At 37.2% G+C, this 15,203-nt stretch carries 14 protein-coding genes; 1 reads left to right on the top strand and 13 read right to left on the bottom strand.

Annotated features, from left to right (window positions below; all coding sequences use genetic code 11):
• Positions 1 to 24 precede the first annotated feature (24 nt).
• Positions 25 to 1,680 carry a DAK2 domain-containing protein gene (locus LDK52_RS01190; RefSeq protein WP_277584127.1) on the bottom strand — a complete coding sequence of 552 codons (1,656 nt, stop codon included), beginning with the start codon at positions 1,678 to 1,680 and terminating at the stop codon, positions 25 to 27.
• A 16-nt stretch (positions 1,681 to 1,696) separates the two neighbouring features.
• Positions 1,697 to 2,059: an Asp23/Gls24 family envelope stress response protein gene (locus LDK52_RS01185; RefSeq protein ID WP_277584126.1), complete on the bottom strand. Its 363-nt coding sequence runs from the start codon at positions 2,057 to 2,059 to the stop codon at positions 1,697 to 1,699.
• Between the two features lie 1,296 nt (positions 2,060 to 3,355).
• On the opposite strand from LDK52_RS01185, the gene rpmB reads away from it, so the two are divergent.
• Positions 3,356 to 3,544 (top strand): 50S ribosomal protein L28, encoded by a 189-nt coding sequence (gene rpmB, locus LDK52_RS01180; protein ID WP_277584125.1) that lies wholly within the window; start codon positions 3,356 to 3,358, stop codon positions 3,542 to 3,544.
• Between the two features lie 52 nt (positions 3,545 to 3,596).
• On the opposite strand, the gene spoVM is transcribed toward rpmB, so the two are convergent.
• The 11 genes from spoVM to coaBC are packed head-to-tail and all read right to left on the bottom strand — an operon-like array spanning position 3,597 to position 15,150.
• On the bottom strand, positions 3,597 to 3,731 hold the full coding sequence (gene spoVM, locus LDK52_RS01175) for a stage V sporulation protein SpoVM (protein WP_235753847.1): 135 nt from the start codon (positions 3,729 to 3,731) through the stop codon (positions 3,597 to 3,599).
• Complete coding sequence (locus LDK52_RS01170; protein WP_277584124.1) at positions 3,704 to 4,360, bottom strand: thiamine diphosphokinase; 657 nt, start codon at positions 4,358 to 4,360, stop codon at positions 3,704 to 3,706. Before LDK52_RS01170 ends, spoVM begins: the two co-directional genes overlap by 28 nt.
• Positions 4,357 to 5,025, bottom strand: a complete 669-nt coding sequence (gene rpe / locus LDK52_RS01165; protein WP_277584123.1) for a ribulose-phosphate 3-epimerase — start codon at positions 5,023 to 5,025, stop codon at positions 4,357 to 4,359. Before rpe ends, LDK52_RS01170 begins: the two co-directional genes overlap by 4 nt.
• A gap of 3 nt (positions 5,026 to 5,028) precedes the next feature.
• Positions 5,029 to 5,910, bottom strand: a complete 882-nt coding sequence (gene rsgA / locus LDK52_RS01160) for a ribosome small subunit-dependent GTPase A (protein ID WP_277584122.1) — start codon at positions 5,908 to 5,910, stop codon at positions 5,029 to 5,031.
• Between the two features lie 11 nt (positions 5,911 to 5,921).
• A complete protein-coding gene (gene pknB / locus LDK52_RS01155; protein WP_277584121.1) occupies positions 5,922 to 7,958 on the bottom strand; it encodes a Stk1 family PASTA domain-containing Ser/Thr kinase in 2,037 nt (678 codons plus the stop codon).
• A 2-nt stretch (positions 7,959 to 7,960) separates the two neighbouring features.
• Positions 7,961 to 8,698, bottom strand: coding sequence for a Stp1/IreP family PP2C-type Ser/Thr phosphatase (locus LDK52_RS01150; protein WP_277584120.1), 738 nt, complete (start codon positions 8,696 to 8,698; stop codon positions 7,961 to 7,963).
• A gap of 36 nt (positions 8,699 to 8,734) precedes the next feature.
• A complete protein-coding gene (gene rsmB / locus LDK52_RS01145) occupies positions 8,735 to 10,090 on the bottom strand; it encodes a 16S rRNA (cytosine(967)-C(5))-methyltransferase RsmB (RefSeq protein ID WP_277584119.1) in 1,356 nt (451 codons plus the stop codon).
• The gene (fmt, locus tag LDK52_RS01140) at positions 10,087 to 11,028 is read right to left on the bottom strand and encodes a methionyl-tRNA formyltransferase (protein ID WP_277584118.1); all 942 of its coding nucleotides are present in this window, start codon (positions 11,026 to 11,028) and stop codon (positions 10,087 to 10,089) included. The genes rsmB and fmt overlap by 4 nt, the downstream gene beginning before the upstream one ends.
• On the bottom strand, positions 11,025 to 11,513 hold the full coding sequence (gene def / locus LDK52_RS01135; protein WP_277584117.1) for a peptide deformylase: 489 nt from the start codon (positions 11,511 to 11,513) through the stop codon (positions 11,025 to 11,027). Before def ends, fmt begins: the two co-directional genes overlap by 4 nt.
• 23 nt (positions 11,514 to 11,536) lie before the next feature.
• Positions 11,537 to 13,948, bottom strand: a complete 2,412-nt coding sequence (gene priA, locus LDK52_RS01130; protein ID WP_277584116.1) for a primosomal protein N' — start codon at positions 13,946 to 13,948, stop codon at positions 11,537 to 11,539.
• Positions 13,945 to 15,150: a bifunctional phosphopantothenoylcysteine decarboxylase/phosphopantothenate--cysteine ligase CoaBC gene (coaBC, locus tag LDK52_RS01125; protein ID WP_277584115.1), complete on the bottom strand. Its 1,206-nt coding sequence runs from the start codon at positions 15,148 to 15,150 to the stop codon at positions 13,945 to 13,947. The genes priA and coaBC overlap by 4 nt, the downstream gene beginning before the upstream one ends.
• Positions 15,151 to 15,203 lie beyond the last annotated feature (53 nt).

Raw genomic sequence — 15,203 nt, 5'->3', positions numbered from 1 at the left:
AAGTACCTCCACATGGTTTATAAATTATTCTACAGATAAAATATATGGGTATAATGGCTGTTTACCATTATATACTTCTACTTCTACATCTTCATATTGCGCTTCGATAAAGGCGGCAAATTCATTTGCTTCCTCTTCACTTATATTTTCTCCGTAAATGACCGTAACTATTTCAGCTTCATCGTCCATTAATGTTTGGATCAAACTAATTGCTACTTCTTTTAAGGAAGGATTTGACAGAACAATTTTACCTTCCGCAAGTGCCATGAAGTCATCTTTTTTAATTTCGACTCCATCTATTGATGTATCTCGAACTGCAAATGTTACTTGACCAGTTTTGACATGTGCAAACGCATCGGTCATGTTGTTTTTATTTTCTTCAACTGTAGCTTGCGGATTAAAGGCTAATATTGCTGCCATTCCTTGTGGGATAGTTTTAGTAGGAACTACAGCAGCTTCAATACCAAGTATTTCTGCAGCTTGTTCCGCAGCCATCACAATGTTTTTATTGTTCGGCAAGATTAATACCCGCTCTGCTCCAACTGCTTCAACAGCTTTCACGATATCCTCTGTGGATGGATTCATTGTTTGTCCACCCTCGATAACTGCTGATGCACCTAGGCTCTTTAGTAGTTCCGAAACACCAGTACCCATTGCTACAGTAACAATTGCATATGGATGAACTTCTACTTTTTTCGCTTTAGCTTCTGTTGAATATCCTTCACCAACGATTTCTGTATGTTGCTGACGCATATTTTCAATCTTAATCTTGATGAGATCGCCATATTGTTGACCGTATGTTAGAACCTCACCAGGCGTTTCTGAATGTATATGAATTTTAGCAACTTCATCATCAGAAATAACTAGTAAAGAATCACCATATACACTTAAGTCATTACGGAAAGCCGTTTCATCAAATGTTTTTTTACCATCTTCAAATCGAACCATAAACTCTGTACAAAAGCCAAATTCAATATCTGCAGTATTCATAAATCCTTGAACATTCATATGGTGTTCAGCACTTACTAGGTCATCCATGGAAGAACCTACCGTTTTACTTGGTAGCGCTTCCCCTTTTAAACTTGCTAAAAATCCTTCAAATACAAATACTAGGCCTTGTCCACCACTATCAACAACTCCCACTTCTTTTAATACTGGTAGAAGGTCTGGTGTTCGATCCAAAGATTTTTTTGCTTCTTCTACTATTGCTTCCATTAGTTCACGTATATCATCGATATCTTCGCTAACTTCTACAGCTTTTCTAGCAGAATCCTTTGCAACTGTTAAGATTGTACCTTCAACAGGCTTCATTACTGCTTTATATGCGGTTTCAACACCATAGTTAAGTGCGTCAGCAAACTGTTTTGCATTTAACACATCTAATTGTTCAATCGATTTGCCGAAGCCACGGAATAATTGTGATAAAATAACACCTGAATTTCCACGTGCCCCCATAAGCAGCCCTTTTGAAAGTGCTTGAGCTGTTTTCCCAATATGTTCAACTGTATGGGCAGCTGTTTCTTTTGCACCTGAAGTCATCGATAAATTCATATTAGTTCCTGTGTCACCATCTGGAACAGGAAATACATTTAATGCATCTACATAATCTGCATTTTGGAAAAGATGATGAGCTCCCATCTGAACCATGTCTGCAAATTGGATACCATTGATTGATTTCATTATTTTCTCTCCTTATTTACACGTTTGCCACGCGAACTCCTTGAACATACACATTAACGGATTTCACTGACATACCAAGAGATTTGTTTAGTGTGTATTTTACTTTTGATTGTACCTGGTAGGCTATTTCCGATATTTTAGTACCGTAGCTAACAATTATATACATATCAATATGTAAATCTTCTTTTTCTTGTCTCACTAAAACTCCTTTAGTGAACGTTTCTTTTCTTAATATATCTGTTAATCCATCTCTAATTTGATGCTTTGATGCCATCCCAACTATTCCATAGCATTCAATTGCGGCTCCACCAGCAATTTGAGCAATTGTATCTTGTGATATATCAATTAGTCCGAATTCATTTTTCAATTCAATTGACATTATAATACCTCCCAAGTCTTTTTGACTATCCTTTATTGTACTACACCCATTAAAATTATAAAAGAGACGTTTACTTCCGTCCACTTTTATAACACATTGGAAATTTGTTCCAATTAAAATATGAATGAACCTTTAAGAAAAACCGGGAAAAAAACGCCCGGTCCTTTAGGATCTAAACCTGTATCTACTGTTTTCGAAGGGCTTTGGACAGACTTATTGCTATATAATTACCGTTTGATTTTTTAAAGATGCTGGTCGTGACTGAAGTCACGACCAGCATCTTTTTTTCTCGGTAATCTTATGGCTATTGACTGTCCGTCGCCCTTCTACAACTTCTAGAAACGGGTCAGTTCATTTTTTGGGTAACTAGAGAAAAGATACTATCCTAATAATAGAGGATAGATGATGACAGTCTAAGTACGCGACATCTTGTCGCAACGACTGCCTGACCCGCATCGTGCGGGCCTGAAGATGCAATTTCGTTCGCTATTTCGCTTCTTTATTGGGCAGACACTTCCTATTTTTCTTTTTTTCCACTAGTAAAAAAGGAAATCTACTATCTTCATCCTTCCTTACACAATTTCATTCTCAAATTCAACAGACGGTTTTATCCCTACATTAACTCGGACTACTCTTCTAATATAAGCGAGAGTCTATGCAATATCTCCTAGTTGAGTACTACTCACTTAATTGATTGGAGTGCAGGGTGGCGACTCCTGTGGGAACAGCACGAGCTGAAAGCCCCGCAGGAACGTAGTGACGAGGAGATTGAAGCCGTGCCCACGGAACGCGTCCACCTGAAACGGAAATCAGCAGTATTATTCATTCTTTCAAGTCCCATGAATCCAGTGTACACGGTACATTTTTATATACTTTCTTATCTTTTAAGAAAAACCGGGAAAAAAACGCCCGGTCCTTTAGGATCTAAACCTGTATCTACTGTTTTCGAAGGGCTTTGGACAGACTTATTGCTATATAATTACCGTTTGATTTTTTAAAGATGCTGGTCGTGAGTTGCCGCAGGACGCGGCAAACTTAGATTGCCTCCCTTTTGAGATGTGGCGCACTTAGCCTTTGTACCCCACCTGAAACGCAAATCATATAGGTATTATTTTTTAGTTGTTATTTAATATACTTGCATTTTTTATGTAAAAAGGCGTCTTATGCATTTCTATGCTGTAAAGGTTTTTTTCTTGATAAGGCTTGCACTTCATTAAGGTCTGTGGTAAATTATTAAAGTATGTGAAATAACGAACTGAAAATATCTTTCAGCTTCTTTTTTAAGGAGGAAATATAATGCCAAAAGTATGTGCAATCACTGGGCGTAAAACTCGTTCGGGTAATGCTCGTTCTCACGCAATGAACTCTACTAAACGTACGTGGGGAGCTAACCTTCAAAAAGTACGCATTCTTGTAGACGGTAAACCAAAACGTGTATGGGTTTCTGCGAGAGCTTTAAAATCAGGTAAAGTTGAGCGCGTTTAATCGCCCTCATAATTAATGCCAGGCCGACTAAAGTAGTCGACCTGGCATTTTTTCATTTCTTCTTTTCTTCTTTTTTAAATAGGCGTATACAAACCTTCACAAAACTACTTACGGATTTAGGCAATCTAAATGTGTAGACCTTCACACAATTCCTCCCTTTTAGTCGCTGCTTCTTATCATTAAACATATGCCAGCAGTAAAAGAGATAGTACCAATTTGGTCTTTAAGTTCATTGCTTGTGAATTTAGCATTTCCTACATTTATAAACTCATCTTCCACATCGTATAGAAATCCTTGTAATGCCATTTGCTCCACTCTTTCTCCAAAAGAGAAAAAAGAAACATACTTATAATGGTCATCGAATTTAATCGCATGTGTCCCAGACGGTAAAAATTGAATAATATTTTGATTGTTTTGGATCGTAAAAGTAATAGTAGGGTTCTCAAGTTGAAAACGACAAATATCATGTAAAGCAGCCTCGTAATGATCTAGACGCCCACCAGTTACTCCTGTTACGATTACTTCATCCGGTTTATAGGCTAAAGCAGTGAGTATGGCAATATGAGTATCCGTTTCATCTTTTTCCATCTGCAGTTCTGTTACTTTTTGTATTTTTTGCTTCATGAAGTTTTGCTCTTCCTGTGTAAGTGAATCAAAGTCGCCTATAGCTTCATCTGGCAGTATTCCCTCGTTTAACAGCCATAATGCCCCTCGATCAGCACCTATAAAAACAGTTTCAGCTGCATGAAAAGGAAGTTGTTTAAAATCAACAACTTCCTTAGATGGTCCTCCTGAACAAACTACTACTCGCTTCATTTTGGAACTACACTTAAACCTGCTTCTTTAATCGCTTGCAAAGCTTTTGCTTTGTCAGGAGCATTATAAATGGCAGATCCGGCAACAAATATAGTAGCTCCCGCTTCGACACAAGGTTTGATCGTTTCTTCATTGATACCGCCATCAATTTCAATTTCAATAGATAAATTTCGTTGTTTAATAATATCTGATAGTTGCTTTACTTTAGGGACAACAGAGTGTATAAACTTTTGGCCCCCAAATCCAGGGTTAACCGTCATGAAAAGAACCATATCAATATCCTCTAGTACATGTTGTATTGTTTCAATCGGTGTATGTGGGTTTAATACAACACCCGGCTTTACACCGAATGAACGGATTAATTGAATTGTTCTATGCAGATGCGGACATGCCTCTACGTGAACCGTAATATAATCTGCTCCTGCTGTGGCAAAAGATTCAATGTATTGATCCGCATTTTCAATCATTAAATGTACATCTAAAGGCAATTTGGTAAGTGGGCGAAGTGCCTCTACAACGATTGGTCCCATCGTAATATTCGGAACAAAATGTCCGTCCATTACATCGATATGAATCAGTTCTGCACCTGCTTTTTCTACTTCTATTACTTCTTCACCTAGTTTAGAAAAGTTTGCTGCTAATATTGATGGAGCTATTTTCACCATAATTTAGTACCTCGGCTTTCTATCCATAATTTCTTCTAAGAATTGTAAATAATGTTTATATCGATACGCTTTAATCTCACCATTATCTACTGCTTCTTTGACTGCACATTTTGGTTCTTTCACATGCATACATTCTCGAAACTTACAGTCATTTTGTTTTATCACAAATTCTGGGAAACATCGGTAAAGTTCCTCTTTTTCCATTAAATCAAATTCAAATGAGCTAAAACCAGGAGTATCCGCAAGTAATCCTCCACAAACTTCAATTAGTTCCACATGCCTAGTAGTGTGCTTACCTCGTCCTAATGCAGTAGAAATGACACCTGTTTTTAAATCTAAGGAAGGTAAAATCGTATTCAATAAAGTTGATTTACCCACCCCAGATTGACCTGCTAAAACAGTTGTCTTTCCTTCTAATAAGGGAGTAATTTTCTCGTCAAAAGCTGGATCGTCCTTATATGTCATAAATAACTGATACCCAATTTTTTCGTAATCCTTCATATATTCCCTAATCTGAGTTTCTAGTTTCTCATCCATTAGGTCACTTTTCGTCAAACAAATAATCGGTTCAATCAAAAATGATTCTAAAACTACTAGAAATCGATCGAGTAAGATTGTATTAAAGTCTGGTTCCTTGATAGAAAAAACTAATATTGCTTGATCGATATTCGCAATAGGTGGGCGAACTAAACTATTTTTTCGTTCGTGGATGACTGTAATTGTGCCATCATTTTTACCTTCCACCGTATAATCGACAAAGTCCCCTACTAATGGGGATTCACCTCTATTTCTAAATATACCTCTCCCACGACACTGGATAACTTTCCCATTATCATACACATAATAAAATCCACTTAATGCTTTTCTTATTTGACCTGTTGGCATCCGAAACCTCCCTATTCTAAATCATCATATGCAATTGTTTCTTGTAAGATTGTTTGTGAGTTTATCTCAATTCGATATGCTGCTTTTTTGCCTTCACTAATTTCTAATTTTAATTGTTTTACGACTGTTTTAGTTAAGACAAATTCTTCGACCGGTTCCAAATTTGAACGAGTTTTATCTTCAATATAAATTCGAACTACTTGCTCCTGAACAACTGGTTTTTCTTTGTTTTTTTCTTTGTTTTCTTTATCTTCTTCCTTATTCTCTTCCTCACCATCATCATCTACTTGAACTGGTTCTTCCTCTATTTCTGCTACAGGTTGTTCATAAGGAATCGTCACGGATTTCACGACGAATTTAGATGGCTTGGCCATTGGACCATCAGAAAGTGTTACTTCTATCGTGCTTCCAGGGCTTACTTTTGCATTTGGCTTTGGGAATTGATCTATCACGTTACCTTTTTGTATGGAGCTTGAAGTTTGTCTTTTCGTAAATTGAATTTTAAATCCAGATGATTTTTCATAATCACTTAAAGCTGTCTCATTCCAGTCAGTCAAATCACCTACTGTGTGTAGTTCTGGTCCTTTACTGACAGTAAATAAAAGATCTGTTTCATCTGGGATAACCTCTTCTCCCACAACCGGCGTTTGCTCTATTATAGTTCCTTTTGGCTGGTCATCAAAGTCTTCAGTTATCTTTATATTGAAATCTGGTAATAATATTTTTACTTGGTCTATATCTTTACCGATATAATTCTCAAGGACAAAGGATTCCTTGCCAGAAGATATAAATAAATGAATTTCACTACCTTTTTCACGAAGTTTGTTCGCTTCCGGTGTCGTTCGTATAATCTTATTTTCTTCTACTTCATCTGAAAGTTCTAACGTTTCATCACCAATCGTAAATCCTTCAGACTCTAATTGTTCAATAGCCTCTTCTAGTTCTAAGTTCGATACATCTGGAACTGGTATCTTGTCTGCCTTAAACATACCAGGAAACACGATGAAAAATAGCAAAAATAGGAGGATAACTCCACCTAATATTCCCCCAATTATTTTCCACTTTTTATTCTTATTTATTGGCTTTACGGGTTTTGTATCGTTACTTGATGCCGACATTTTTTTGGTATCAGTAACCTCATTAAATGATACAGGCTCTTTAATAACAGGCAATACCTTCGTTGCGTCATCATCAATAGCTACTACAAACTTCTCTTCTCCTGCTCTTTCAGGAGATAAGGCAGTTGTCAAATCTGCGGCCATTTCTTCTGCAGAAAGATATCTATCTTTAGGGTCTTTTGCAGTAGCTTTCATAACTACATTTTCAATGCTTTGTGGTATGGAAGGAATAATTTTTCGTATAGATGGCGTTTCTGTTTGTAAATGCTTTAATGCTATCGATACCGCGGACTCTCCTGAAAACGGGAGTTGTCCAGTTAAAAGTTCAAATAAAACGATGCCCAAAGCGTAAATATCTGACTGCTTCGTTGCTGTACCTCCACGGGCTTGTTCAGGCGATAGATAATGTACTGTACCTAATACTGAATTCGTCTGCGTGTAGGAGGTTGCACTAAGGGCCATTGCGATACCAAAATCGGTTACCTTTACATTTCCCTCTTCATCCAGCAAGATGTTCTGCGGCTTAATATCACGATGGATAATATGATTATTATGTGCAGTAGAAATTGCCGATGTAAGTTGCTTCATAATTATGACCGACTTCGTTGGTGAAACTGGCGAATTTAATTGTATGTATTCTTTTAACGTTTTGCCCTTCACATATTCCATGACGATATAGTGAATATCTTCATCTTCGCCTACATCATATATATTAACAATATGTGGATGTGTAAGGCTAGTTGCAGAAAGGGCCTCACGTTGGAATCTGCGGCGTAATTCTTCTTCATTAGCAAAATCATAGCGCAATACTTTCATCGCTACATCACGATCTAAAATCATATCATGTGCCAAATAAACATTGGACATGCCGCCTCCACCAATCATCTCAAGCAGTTTATATCTACCACTTATTCGTTTACCTATCAGCATCCTTACACCTCCTCGTCATTATTTGATAATAGGATTAATGAAATATTATCTTCTCCACCTAAATTATTCGCTTCTTCCAGTAAATCTTGCCCTTTTTTTTCAAGCGTCTTATTGGAAAATAAAATGGATTGCATAAATGATTCACTTATCTTATTGCTTAAACCGTCTGTACAAAATAGTAAATAAGAGTTTGGCTGAAAAGCAATCTCGTAAAAGTCTGGTTGAATGGTTCGTTCCGTACCAATTGCTTTCATTAATACATTTTTATTGGGGTGTGTCTTCCCTTGTTCCTCACTGATTTCCCCAGAATCTATGAGGACATTAACATACGAATGATCTCGTGTTATTTGAAGTACTTGCGCAGGAGTTATTAAATAAACGCGACTATCCCCTACATGAGCAATAATTCCCTGGTGTTTCTCAAACAACCCTGCGATTAACGTCGTCCCCATACCAGCACAATCTGGGCTCGTTTTAGAATGTCTACTAACGGTTTGGTTGATCGACTGAAATGTATAAGTTAACCAATCTTTAGCTTTTACGATAAACGGATTGAATGCTGCAAAATACTTTTTTAATTCTGTAACTGCAAGTCCACTTGCAACGTCTCCCGCATTATGACCACCCATACCATCTGCAACGACAGCCAATAAACGACCGTCCTCTCGTAAAAAAACCTCTACTCTATCTTCATTTACCGTTCTTTTCAATCCTACATCCGTCTTCACAACAAACTTCACTATATCATTCACCTCTTTTGAATTGGGCAAAGATTTTTAGCTGTTTTTTTTTTGAAAAAGAGCTACATAAAAGCCATCACTACGAATATCTTGCGGGAAAATCTGAAGTGTCCCTTCTTTTTCCTGATTCTTTATACGTTTAATAACGTCAGGGAAATGTTGAAGTTCCATATCTGGATGTGCATCTAAAAATAGCTGTGTTGTTCCTTCATTTTCTTCCAAATCGACTGTACAAGTACTATAAACCATTAACCCAGTTGGTTTTAATAATTTATATGCTTCTTCAAGTAAACTCATTTGAATTGGTTTAAGGGATGCAAAATCTTTTTCCTTTTTTGTGTACTTAATATCAGGCTTACGCTTCATCACTCCAAGTCCACTGCATGGTGCATCGACAAGTATGCGATCAAATGATTGTTCTGCAAAATGTGCGCTTGCCTTTCTTCCATCCATCTCAACTGTTTCGATAAAACTAAAGCCTAAACGCTCAGCATTTTCTTTCACTAGCTTTAATTTATGCTGGTGAATATCCATTGCTACAAGTTTCCCTGTGTTTTTCATTTTTTCGGCAATATGAGTCGTTTTACCTCCTGGTGCTGAACACATATCAAGAACCGTCATTCCGGGCTCCGGCTGAAGGACATAAGCGGGAATCATGGAACTTTCGTCTTGAATTGTTACGAAGCCTTCTTGATAAGCAGTTGTTCTGGCTGCTTGTCCGTTTATCAAATAAATACACTCTGGAATGATTTCACTCTTAGCGACCACATGTCCTTCTTGAGTCATTTGATGAATTACTTGATCAACCGTGCGCTTAAATAAGTTAACTCGCAACGTCGTAACAGGCGGTTCATTATTTTCCTTCAACATTTTCTCGGTCGTTTCAAAACCATATTGGGATATGAAACGTTTTACCATCCAAAGAGGGTGGCTTGTTTCAATGGATAGTCTCTCTTCTTTATCTTTAATATCTTCTGTTGAACGAACGCCTTCTCTTAAAACAGACCGTAATATTCCGTTAACCGCTGAGGCAATCCCTTTATGTCCTCTTCTTTTCGCAATTTCAACTGCCTCGTTCACAGCCGCATGATCAGGAATACGCGATAAATAATGGATTTGATATAGGGATAGGCGGAGTAATTGTTGAACCCAATCATCTAATTTCCCTTTTATAAACGGCTGTAAATAGTAATCTAGTGTCATTTTATATTGAAGTGTGCCATATGTTAGTTCCGTCAGTAACGCACGGTCTTTCGAATCAATCGTGTATTTTTCAATCGTTTGGTGTAACAGTAAGTTACTATAAGCTTGTTGTTTTTCAACAGCCATTAATATAGTAAGGGCAGCATCTCGAACATTTCCTGTCCAAATCTTTTCGCTTTTTTTCGTCATTCAAATATATCTCCTATTCGCAATTTCGAACCTACGCCACGCAAATAATCTTCTGCGGACATTTTCTTTTTACCGGCTGGTTGTAACTCATTAATGCGAATTGCTTCTGACTTACCTGTTTGTACAACAAAATAATCAGACTCAATTTTCACAACAGTTCCAGGTTTTTCGGATGTTTGAACGGAAATAGTATCTGCCTTCCAAATCTTCACAACTTGTCCGTCTAATGTTGTGTAGGCAACTGGCCAAGGGTGTAGCCCTCGAACTTGATTGTGTAATTGCAATGCTGAATTATTCCAATCCAGTCTTTCCAGTTCACGTGAAATATTTTTAGCAAACGTTACTTTTGTTTCATCCTGTTTTGTCTGATTATTCGTTTTTGCAATAATGGAAGGCAATGTCTCTTTTAGTAGCTCTGAACCTACTGCACTCAATTTTTCAAATAGCAGTCCAGTATCATCTGTATGTTCAATAGATATTTCACTCTGCGATATAATATCTCCCGCATCTAATTTCTCTTCCATATACATTATTGTTATACCTGTTTTACTTTGACCATCTATAATTGCCTGATGAATTGGAGCTCCACCGCGGTATGCAGGTAATAATGATGCATGAACATTAATACAGCCAAGTTCAGGTATTTCTAACAATTCCTTTGGTAGAATCTGACCGAAGGCAGCAGTAATGATTAAATCTGGCTTTAGAGCAATAATTTGGTTTAGCTCATCTGATCCCTTTAGTTTGTTCGGTTGAATAACTGGCAAACCAAGTTGAATCGCTTCTTCTTTTACAGGAGTTGCAGTTAATACTTTTTTTCTACCTACTGGTCGATCTGGCTGTGTCACAACAGCCTCTACTTTATAGCCTTCCTCTACTAACATTCTCAGGATAGGTGCGGAGAATGCCGGAGTTCCCATGAAGATAATTGATGTCATACTTCTTCCACCTCATTTTCAAGTTCATCCAATTCAACATAACGAACAACCTTTGTGGTAAATAAAACACCATGTAAGTGATCAATTTCATGTAAAATGGCTCTTGCTTCATAATCCTCTGCCTGTAATTCATATAAAGCTCCTGTACGATCCTGAGCTTCTACTTTTACAAAAAATGGACGTTCTACTTCTCCATAAACATCAGGAAAACTTAAGCATCCTTCTACTTCGATTTCGGATCCTTCCATTTCCACTACCTCAGGATTGATCATTTCGATGATATCTTGACCTTCGCCTAAGTCAACGATTGCTACTTGGATAGCTTCTCCGACCTGTGGTGCAGCTATTCCAATTCCATCAGAAGCGACCATCGTATCGTACATATCGTCTAAAAGCTCAGCCAGTTTGGTATCAAATTCTGTCACTTCTTCACATTTCTTTAATAATACATCATTTGGATGTGTAATAATTGGTCGTATTGCCATTTCTTTTCCTCTTTTCAAACACCTTATAAAATAGTAGATGGATCCAAATCAATTGTTAAGATGATTCCTTTTTTTATCCACTCGGTTCGGTATATTTTTATTAATTGCTGAAGTTTTTCCACTAGTATTGGTTCTTTTTTGTATTTTATCAAACATTGGTAACGATATCTATTTTGTATTTTACTAATAGCACTAGAAGTTGGTCCAATTACCATCGTGCTGGCAGACAAATTCGCTCGTAACCAATCAGTCGCCAGTTTTGCATATTCCGATGCTAACATAACATTTTCATGTGTTACTTGGACAAGTGTTAAATAGTAGAAGGGTGGATATTCGAACTGTTTTCGTACTTGCATTTCTTTATGATAGAACGGCTCATACAACTGTGATTTTGAATACTCTATTGCATAATGCTCTGGTGTATAAGTTTGAATATGCACCTGACCTTCTTTATCGTGTCGGCCAGCTCGTCCACTAACTTGTGTCATTAGCTGAAATGTTTTTTCGGCTGCTCTAAAATCAGCTAAGTGCAACGTTGTATCCGCATTTAACACTCCAACAAGCGTAATATTAGGGAAATCTAACCCCTTTGCAATCATTTGAGTTCCAAGTAAAATATCCGCTTCTCCATCTCCGAATTGTTTTAAAATCCGCTCATGAGAGCCTTTTGTTCTAGTCGTATCTACATCCATTCGAAGAACTCTCGCGTAAGGAAATAACTTAGTGATCTCCTCTTCTACTTTTTGAGTACCTGTTCCAAAAAAGCGAATATGCTCACTGGAACATTCAGGACACTGCTTCGGTACAGGTTCTTGATGTCCACAATAATGACATTTTAGTTGCTCGCCCTCTCGGTGATAGGTAAGCGAGATATCACAATTATCGCATTCAACTACTGTTCCACAGTCTCTACAAAGTACAAAGGAAGAAAACCCTCTTTTATTTAAAAATAAAACGATTTGTTCTTTCTTCTCCAACTTTTCTCTGACAGCATCCGCAAGGTCTATACTAAACATAGAACGGTTTCCACTTTTTAACTCTGCACGCATATCTACGATATTTACGACTGGTAAAGATTGCTCTTTCGCACGCATATGCAAAGTTAACAAACTATATACACCCTTTGAAGCACGTGCATAGGATTCAAGGGAAGGAGTTGCACTTCCTAAAACAACTGGACATTGATGGAAATTACTTCTCCAAATTGCTACATCTCTTGCATGATATCTTGGTATATCTTCTTGCTTATAAGTAGACTCATGTTCCTCGTCTAAAATGATTAAACCAAGATTTTTAAAGGGGGCGAATATTGCGGATCTAGCTCCGACAACTACCTTTACTTCACCACGCCAAATTTTACGCCATTCATCAAATTTTTCTCCGACTGATAATCCACTATGCATCACAGCTACTTGATCATGGAAACGCAATTTAAATCTTCTGGTCATTTGAGGTGTCAAAGATATTTCAGGTACAAGCATAATTGCCTCTTTGCCTTCATTGATTGACTTTTCAATTGCATTCAGATAGATCTCCGTTTTACCACTACCAGTAATACCGTGTAATAGAAAAGTAGTATGCTCGTTATTATTCTGTGCATCATTGATTTTTGATAGAGCTTCCTGTTGTTCATCTGTCAATTTAAATCGATGATCCTTGTCGTTATACTCTAGACTGCTAATTTCACGGTATATTTCTTTGTTTTTTGTTTCTAGGATACCTTTTTCAATTAAAGCTTTAACCGTATGATTATTTGTTTGTGCAGAATCTTTTAGTTCTGCCATTGTATACGTGGATTGCTTTTGCGTTAAAAGCCATTCGATTAGCTCTTTTTGTTTAATGGCATTTTTCGGAAGTTCACTAAGTTGGGTATGGACCAATTCCATGTTTTCCACCAAACGATATTGGGCGATTATTTTCATCTTTCCATGTTGCTTAATAACAGTATCCAATTGGAAATTACCTTGATCTAGATACTTTTTCAGCTGTCGTAATAACCCAGCTTTTTCAAAAATCTCATAAGAAACAATTTCTTTTGAACCGAATAATGCTAGTGATTCTATATCTACTCCATCTCGTTCCACAAGTCGAATTTCTTTTTTATATGTAGCACGAAGAGCAGCTGGGAGCATAACTTGAAGCGCATCTATTTCATAACATAATGTCTTATTCGTCATCCATTTAGAAAGCTGTAATAATTCTTCGGTAATGACAGGTTCTACGTCAATTATAGAAATTATTTCTTTCAGTTTGGACATATCTAAATCAGAATGCTCTTTTATATTCGTTATAAATCCTAGGACTTTTCTATTTCCAAAAGGAACATGTACACGACTTCCACGTTCTATAATCGTTTCTAATTTTTCAGGAACTATATAGTCAAAAGGTCGATCAATAGGATAAGCTGATACATCTACAATAACTTCTACTATCATTTGGCATCATCTTTCTCCAATTGAATAATTGTTTGCAGTAATTGAATTGCAAGTTCTTTCTTGCTTTGATGAGGAAAATACTGTTCCACATTTTTACCAACTAACGTAACAGCATTCGTATCTGTTCCAAAACCTGAACCTACTTCGGTCACGTCATTGGCAATGATATAATCTGCATTTTTCTTTTCCAGCTTACCTTTAGCATAATGGATCACATCATTTGTTTCTGCTGCAAAGCCTATTAATAATTGGTCTTTTTTCCGTTTTCCCAGTTCTAAAAGAATATCGGTAGTTCTTTCTAGAACGATCACCGACTCACCAGGTTGCTTTTTAATCTTTTGAGTATGTATCTCTTTTGGTTTATAATCTGCCACTGCAGCAGTTTTTATAACCATAGAAGCTGTATCGAAATGAAGTAACACAGCATCTAACATTTCTTTTGCACTTTCCACGGGAACAAGCGCTACATTTGCTGGTGCACTTATGCTGACAGGACCAGAAATCAAAATAGTTTCAGCTCCTAGACTTGCTGCAGCCTCTGCCATAGCGTAACCCATTTTCCCACTAGAAAAATTAGTCAAAAATCGAACAGGATCTATTTTTTCTCTAGTTGGTCCAGCTGTAACTACAACTTTTTTTCCTATTAAAGGTAACTTCTTCGGCCAAAAATATCCCTCTACCAACTGAACTATTTTCTCTGGTTCTTCCAAACGACCTTTTCCTACATATCCACATGCTAAAAAACCTTCAGAAGGCTCGATAAAATGATAACCATCTTTTGAAAGTTGAGCAATATTGCGTATAACAGCAGGATTATCGTACATATGTACATTCATTGCCGGGGCTATCCACACATCTGCAGTTGTTGCCAATAGAGTAGTCGTTACCATATCATCTGCAATACCATTTGCTAACTTACCTATTACATTCGCTGTCGCAGGTGCCACGATTACAAGGTCAGCCCAGTCTGCTAAATCTATATGCGCAATTACGCTAGAGTCCTTTTCATCAAATGTATCAAAATATACATCATTTCTAGACATTGCTTGAAAGCTTAATGGCTGTACAAATTCCATCGCTGATTTTGTCATCATTACTTTTACATTTGCTCCTGCTTGTGCCAATTTACTAACCAATGCAACCGCTTTGTAAACAGCAATTCCACCTGTAACACATACAAGAACTTTCTTAGAAGTTAACATCACGAATTCTCCCCTCTAAACAACAACCTCCCAAAGAAACGTACATTCTTTGG

Source organism: Psychrobacillus antarcticus (assembly GCF_029533155.1).
Lineage (GTDB): Bacteria > Bacillota > Bacilli > Bacillales_A > Planococcaceae > Psychrobacillus > Psychrobacillus antarcticus.
The sequence above is the reverse complement of the archived record's forward strand: the minus strand, read 5'-3'. Positions and strand labels throughout refer to the sequence as shown.

Coding starts and splice junctions, on each gene's coding strand:
- LDK52_RS01190 (WP_277584127.1), bottom strand. CDS start 1,680: ATGAAATCAATCAATGGTATCCAATTTGCAGACATGGTTCAGATGGGA.
- LDK52_RS01185 (WP_277584126.1), bottom strand. CDS start 2,059: ATGTCAATTGAATTGAAAAATGAATTCGGACTAATTGATATATCACAA.
- rpmB (WP_277584125.1), top strand. CDS start 3,356: ATGCCAAAAGTATGTGCAATCACTGGGCGTAAAACTCGTTCGGGTAAT.
- spoVM (WP_235753847.1), bottom strand. CDS start 3,731: ATGTTTAATGATAAGAAGCAGCGACTAAAAGGGAGGAATTGTGTGAAG.
- LDK52_RS01170 (WP_277584124.1), bottom strand. CDS start 4,360: ATGAAGCGAGTAGTAGTTTGTTCAGGAGGACCATCTAAGGAAGTTGTT.
- rpe (WP_277584123.1), bottom strand. CDS start 5,025: ATGGTGAAAATAGCTCCATCAATATTAGCAGCAAACTTTTCTAAACTA.
- rsgA (WP_277584122.1), bottom strand. CDS start 5,910: ATGCCAACAGGTCAAATAAGAAAAGCATTAAGTGGATTTTATTATGTG.
- pknB (WP_277584121.1), bottom strand. CDS start 7,958: ATGCTGATAGGTAAACGAATAAGTGGTAGATATAAACTGCTTGAGATG.
- rsmB (WP_277584119.1), bottom strand. CDS start 10,090: ATGACGAAAAAAAGCGAAAAGATTTGGACAGGAAATGTTCGAGATGCT.
- fmt (WP_277584118.1), bottom strand. CDS start 11,028: ATGACATCAATTATCTTCATGGGAACTCCGGCATTCTCCGCACCTATC.
- def (WP_277584117.1), bottom strand. CDS start 11,513: ATGGCAATACGACCAATTATTACACATCCAAATGATGTATTATTAAAG.
- priA (WP_277584116.1), bottom strand. CDS start 13,948: ATGATAGTAGAAGTTATTGTAGATGTATCAGCTTATCCTATTGATCGA.
- coaBC (WP_277584115.1), bottom strand. CDS start 15,150: ATGTTAACTTCTAAGAAAGTTCTTGTATGTGTTACAGGTGGAATTGCT.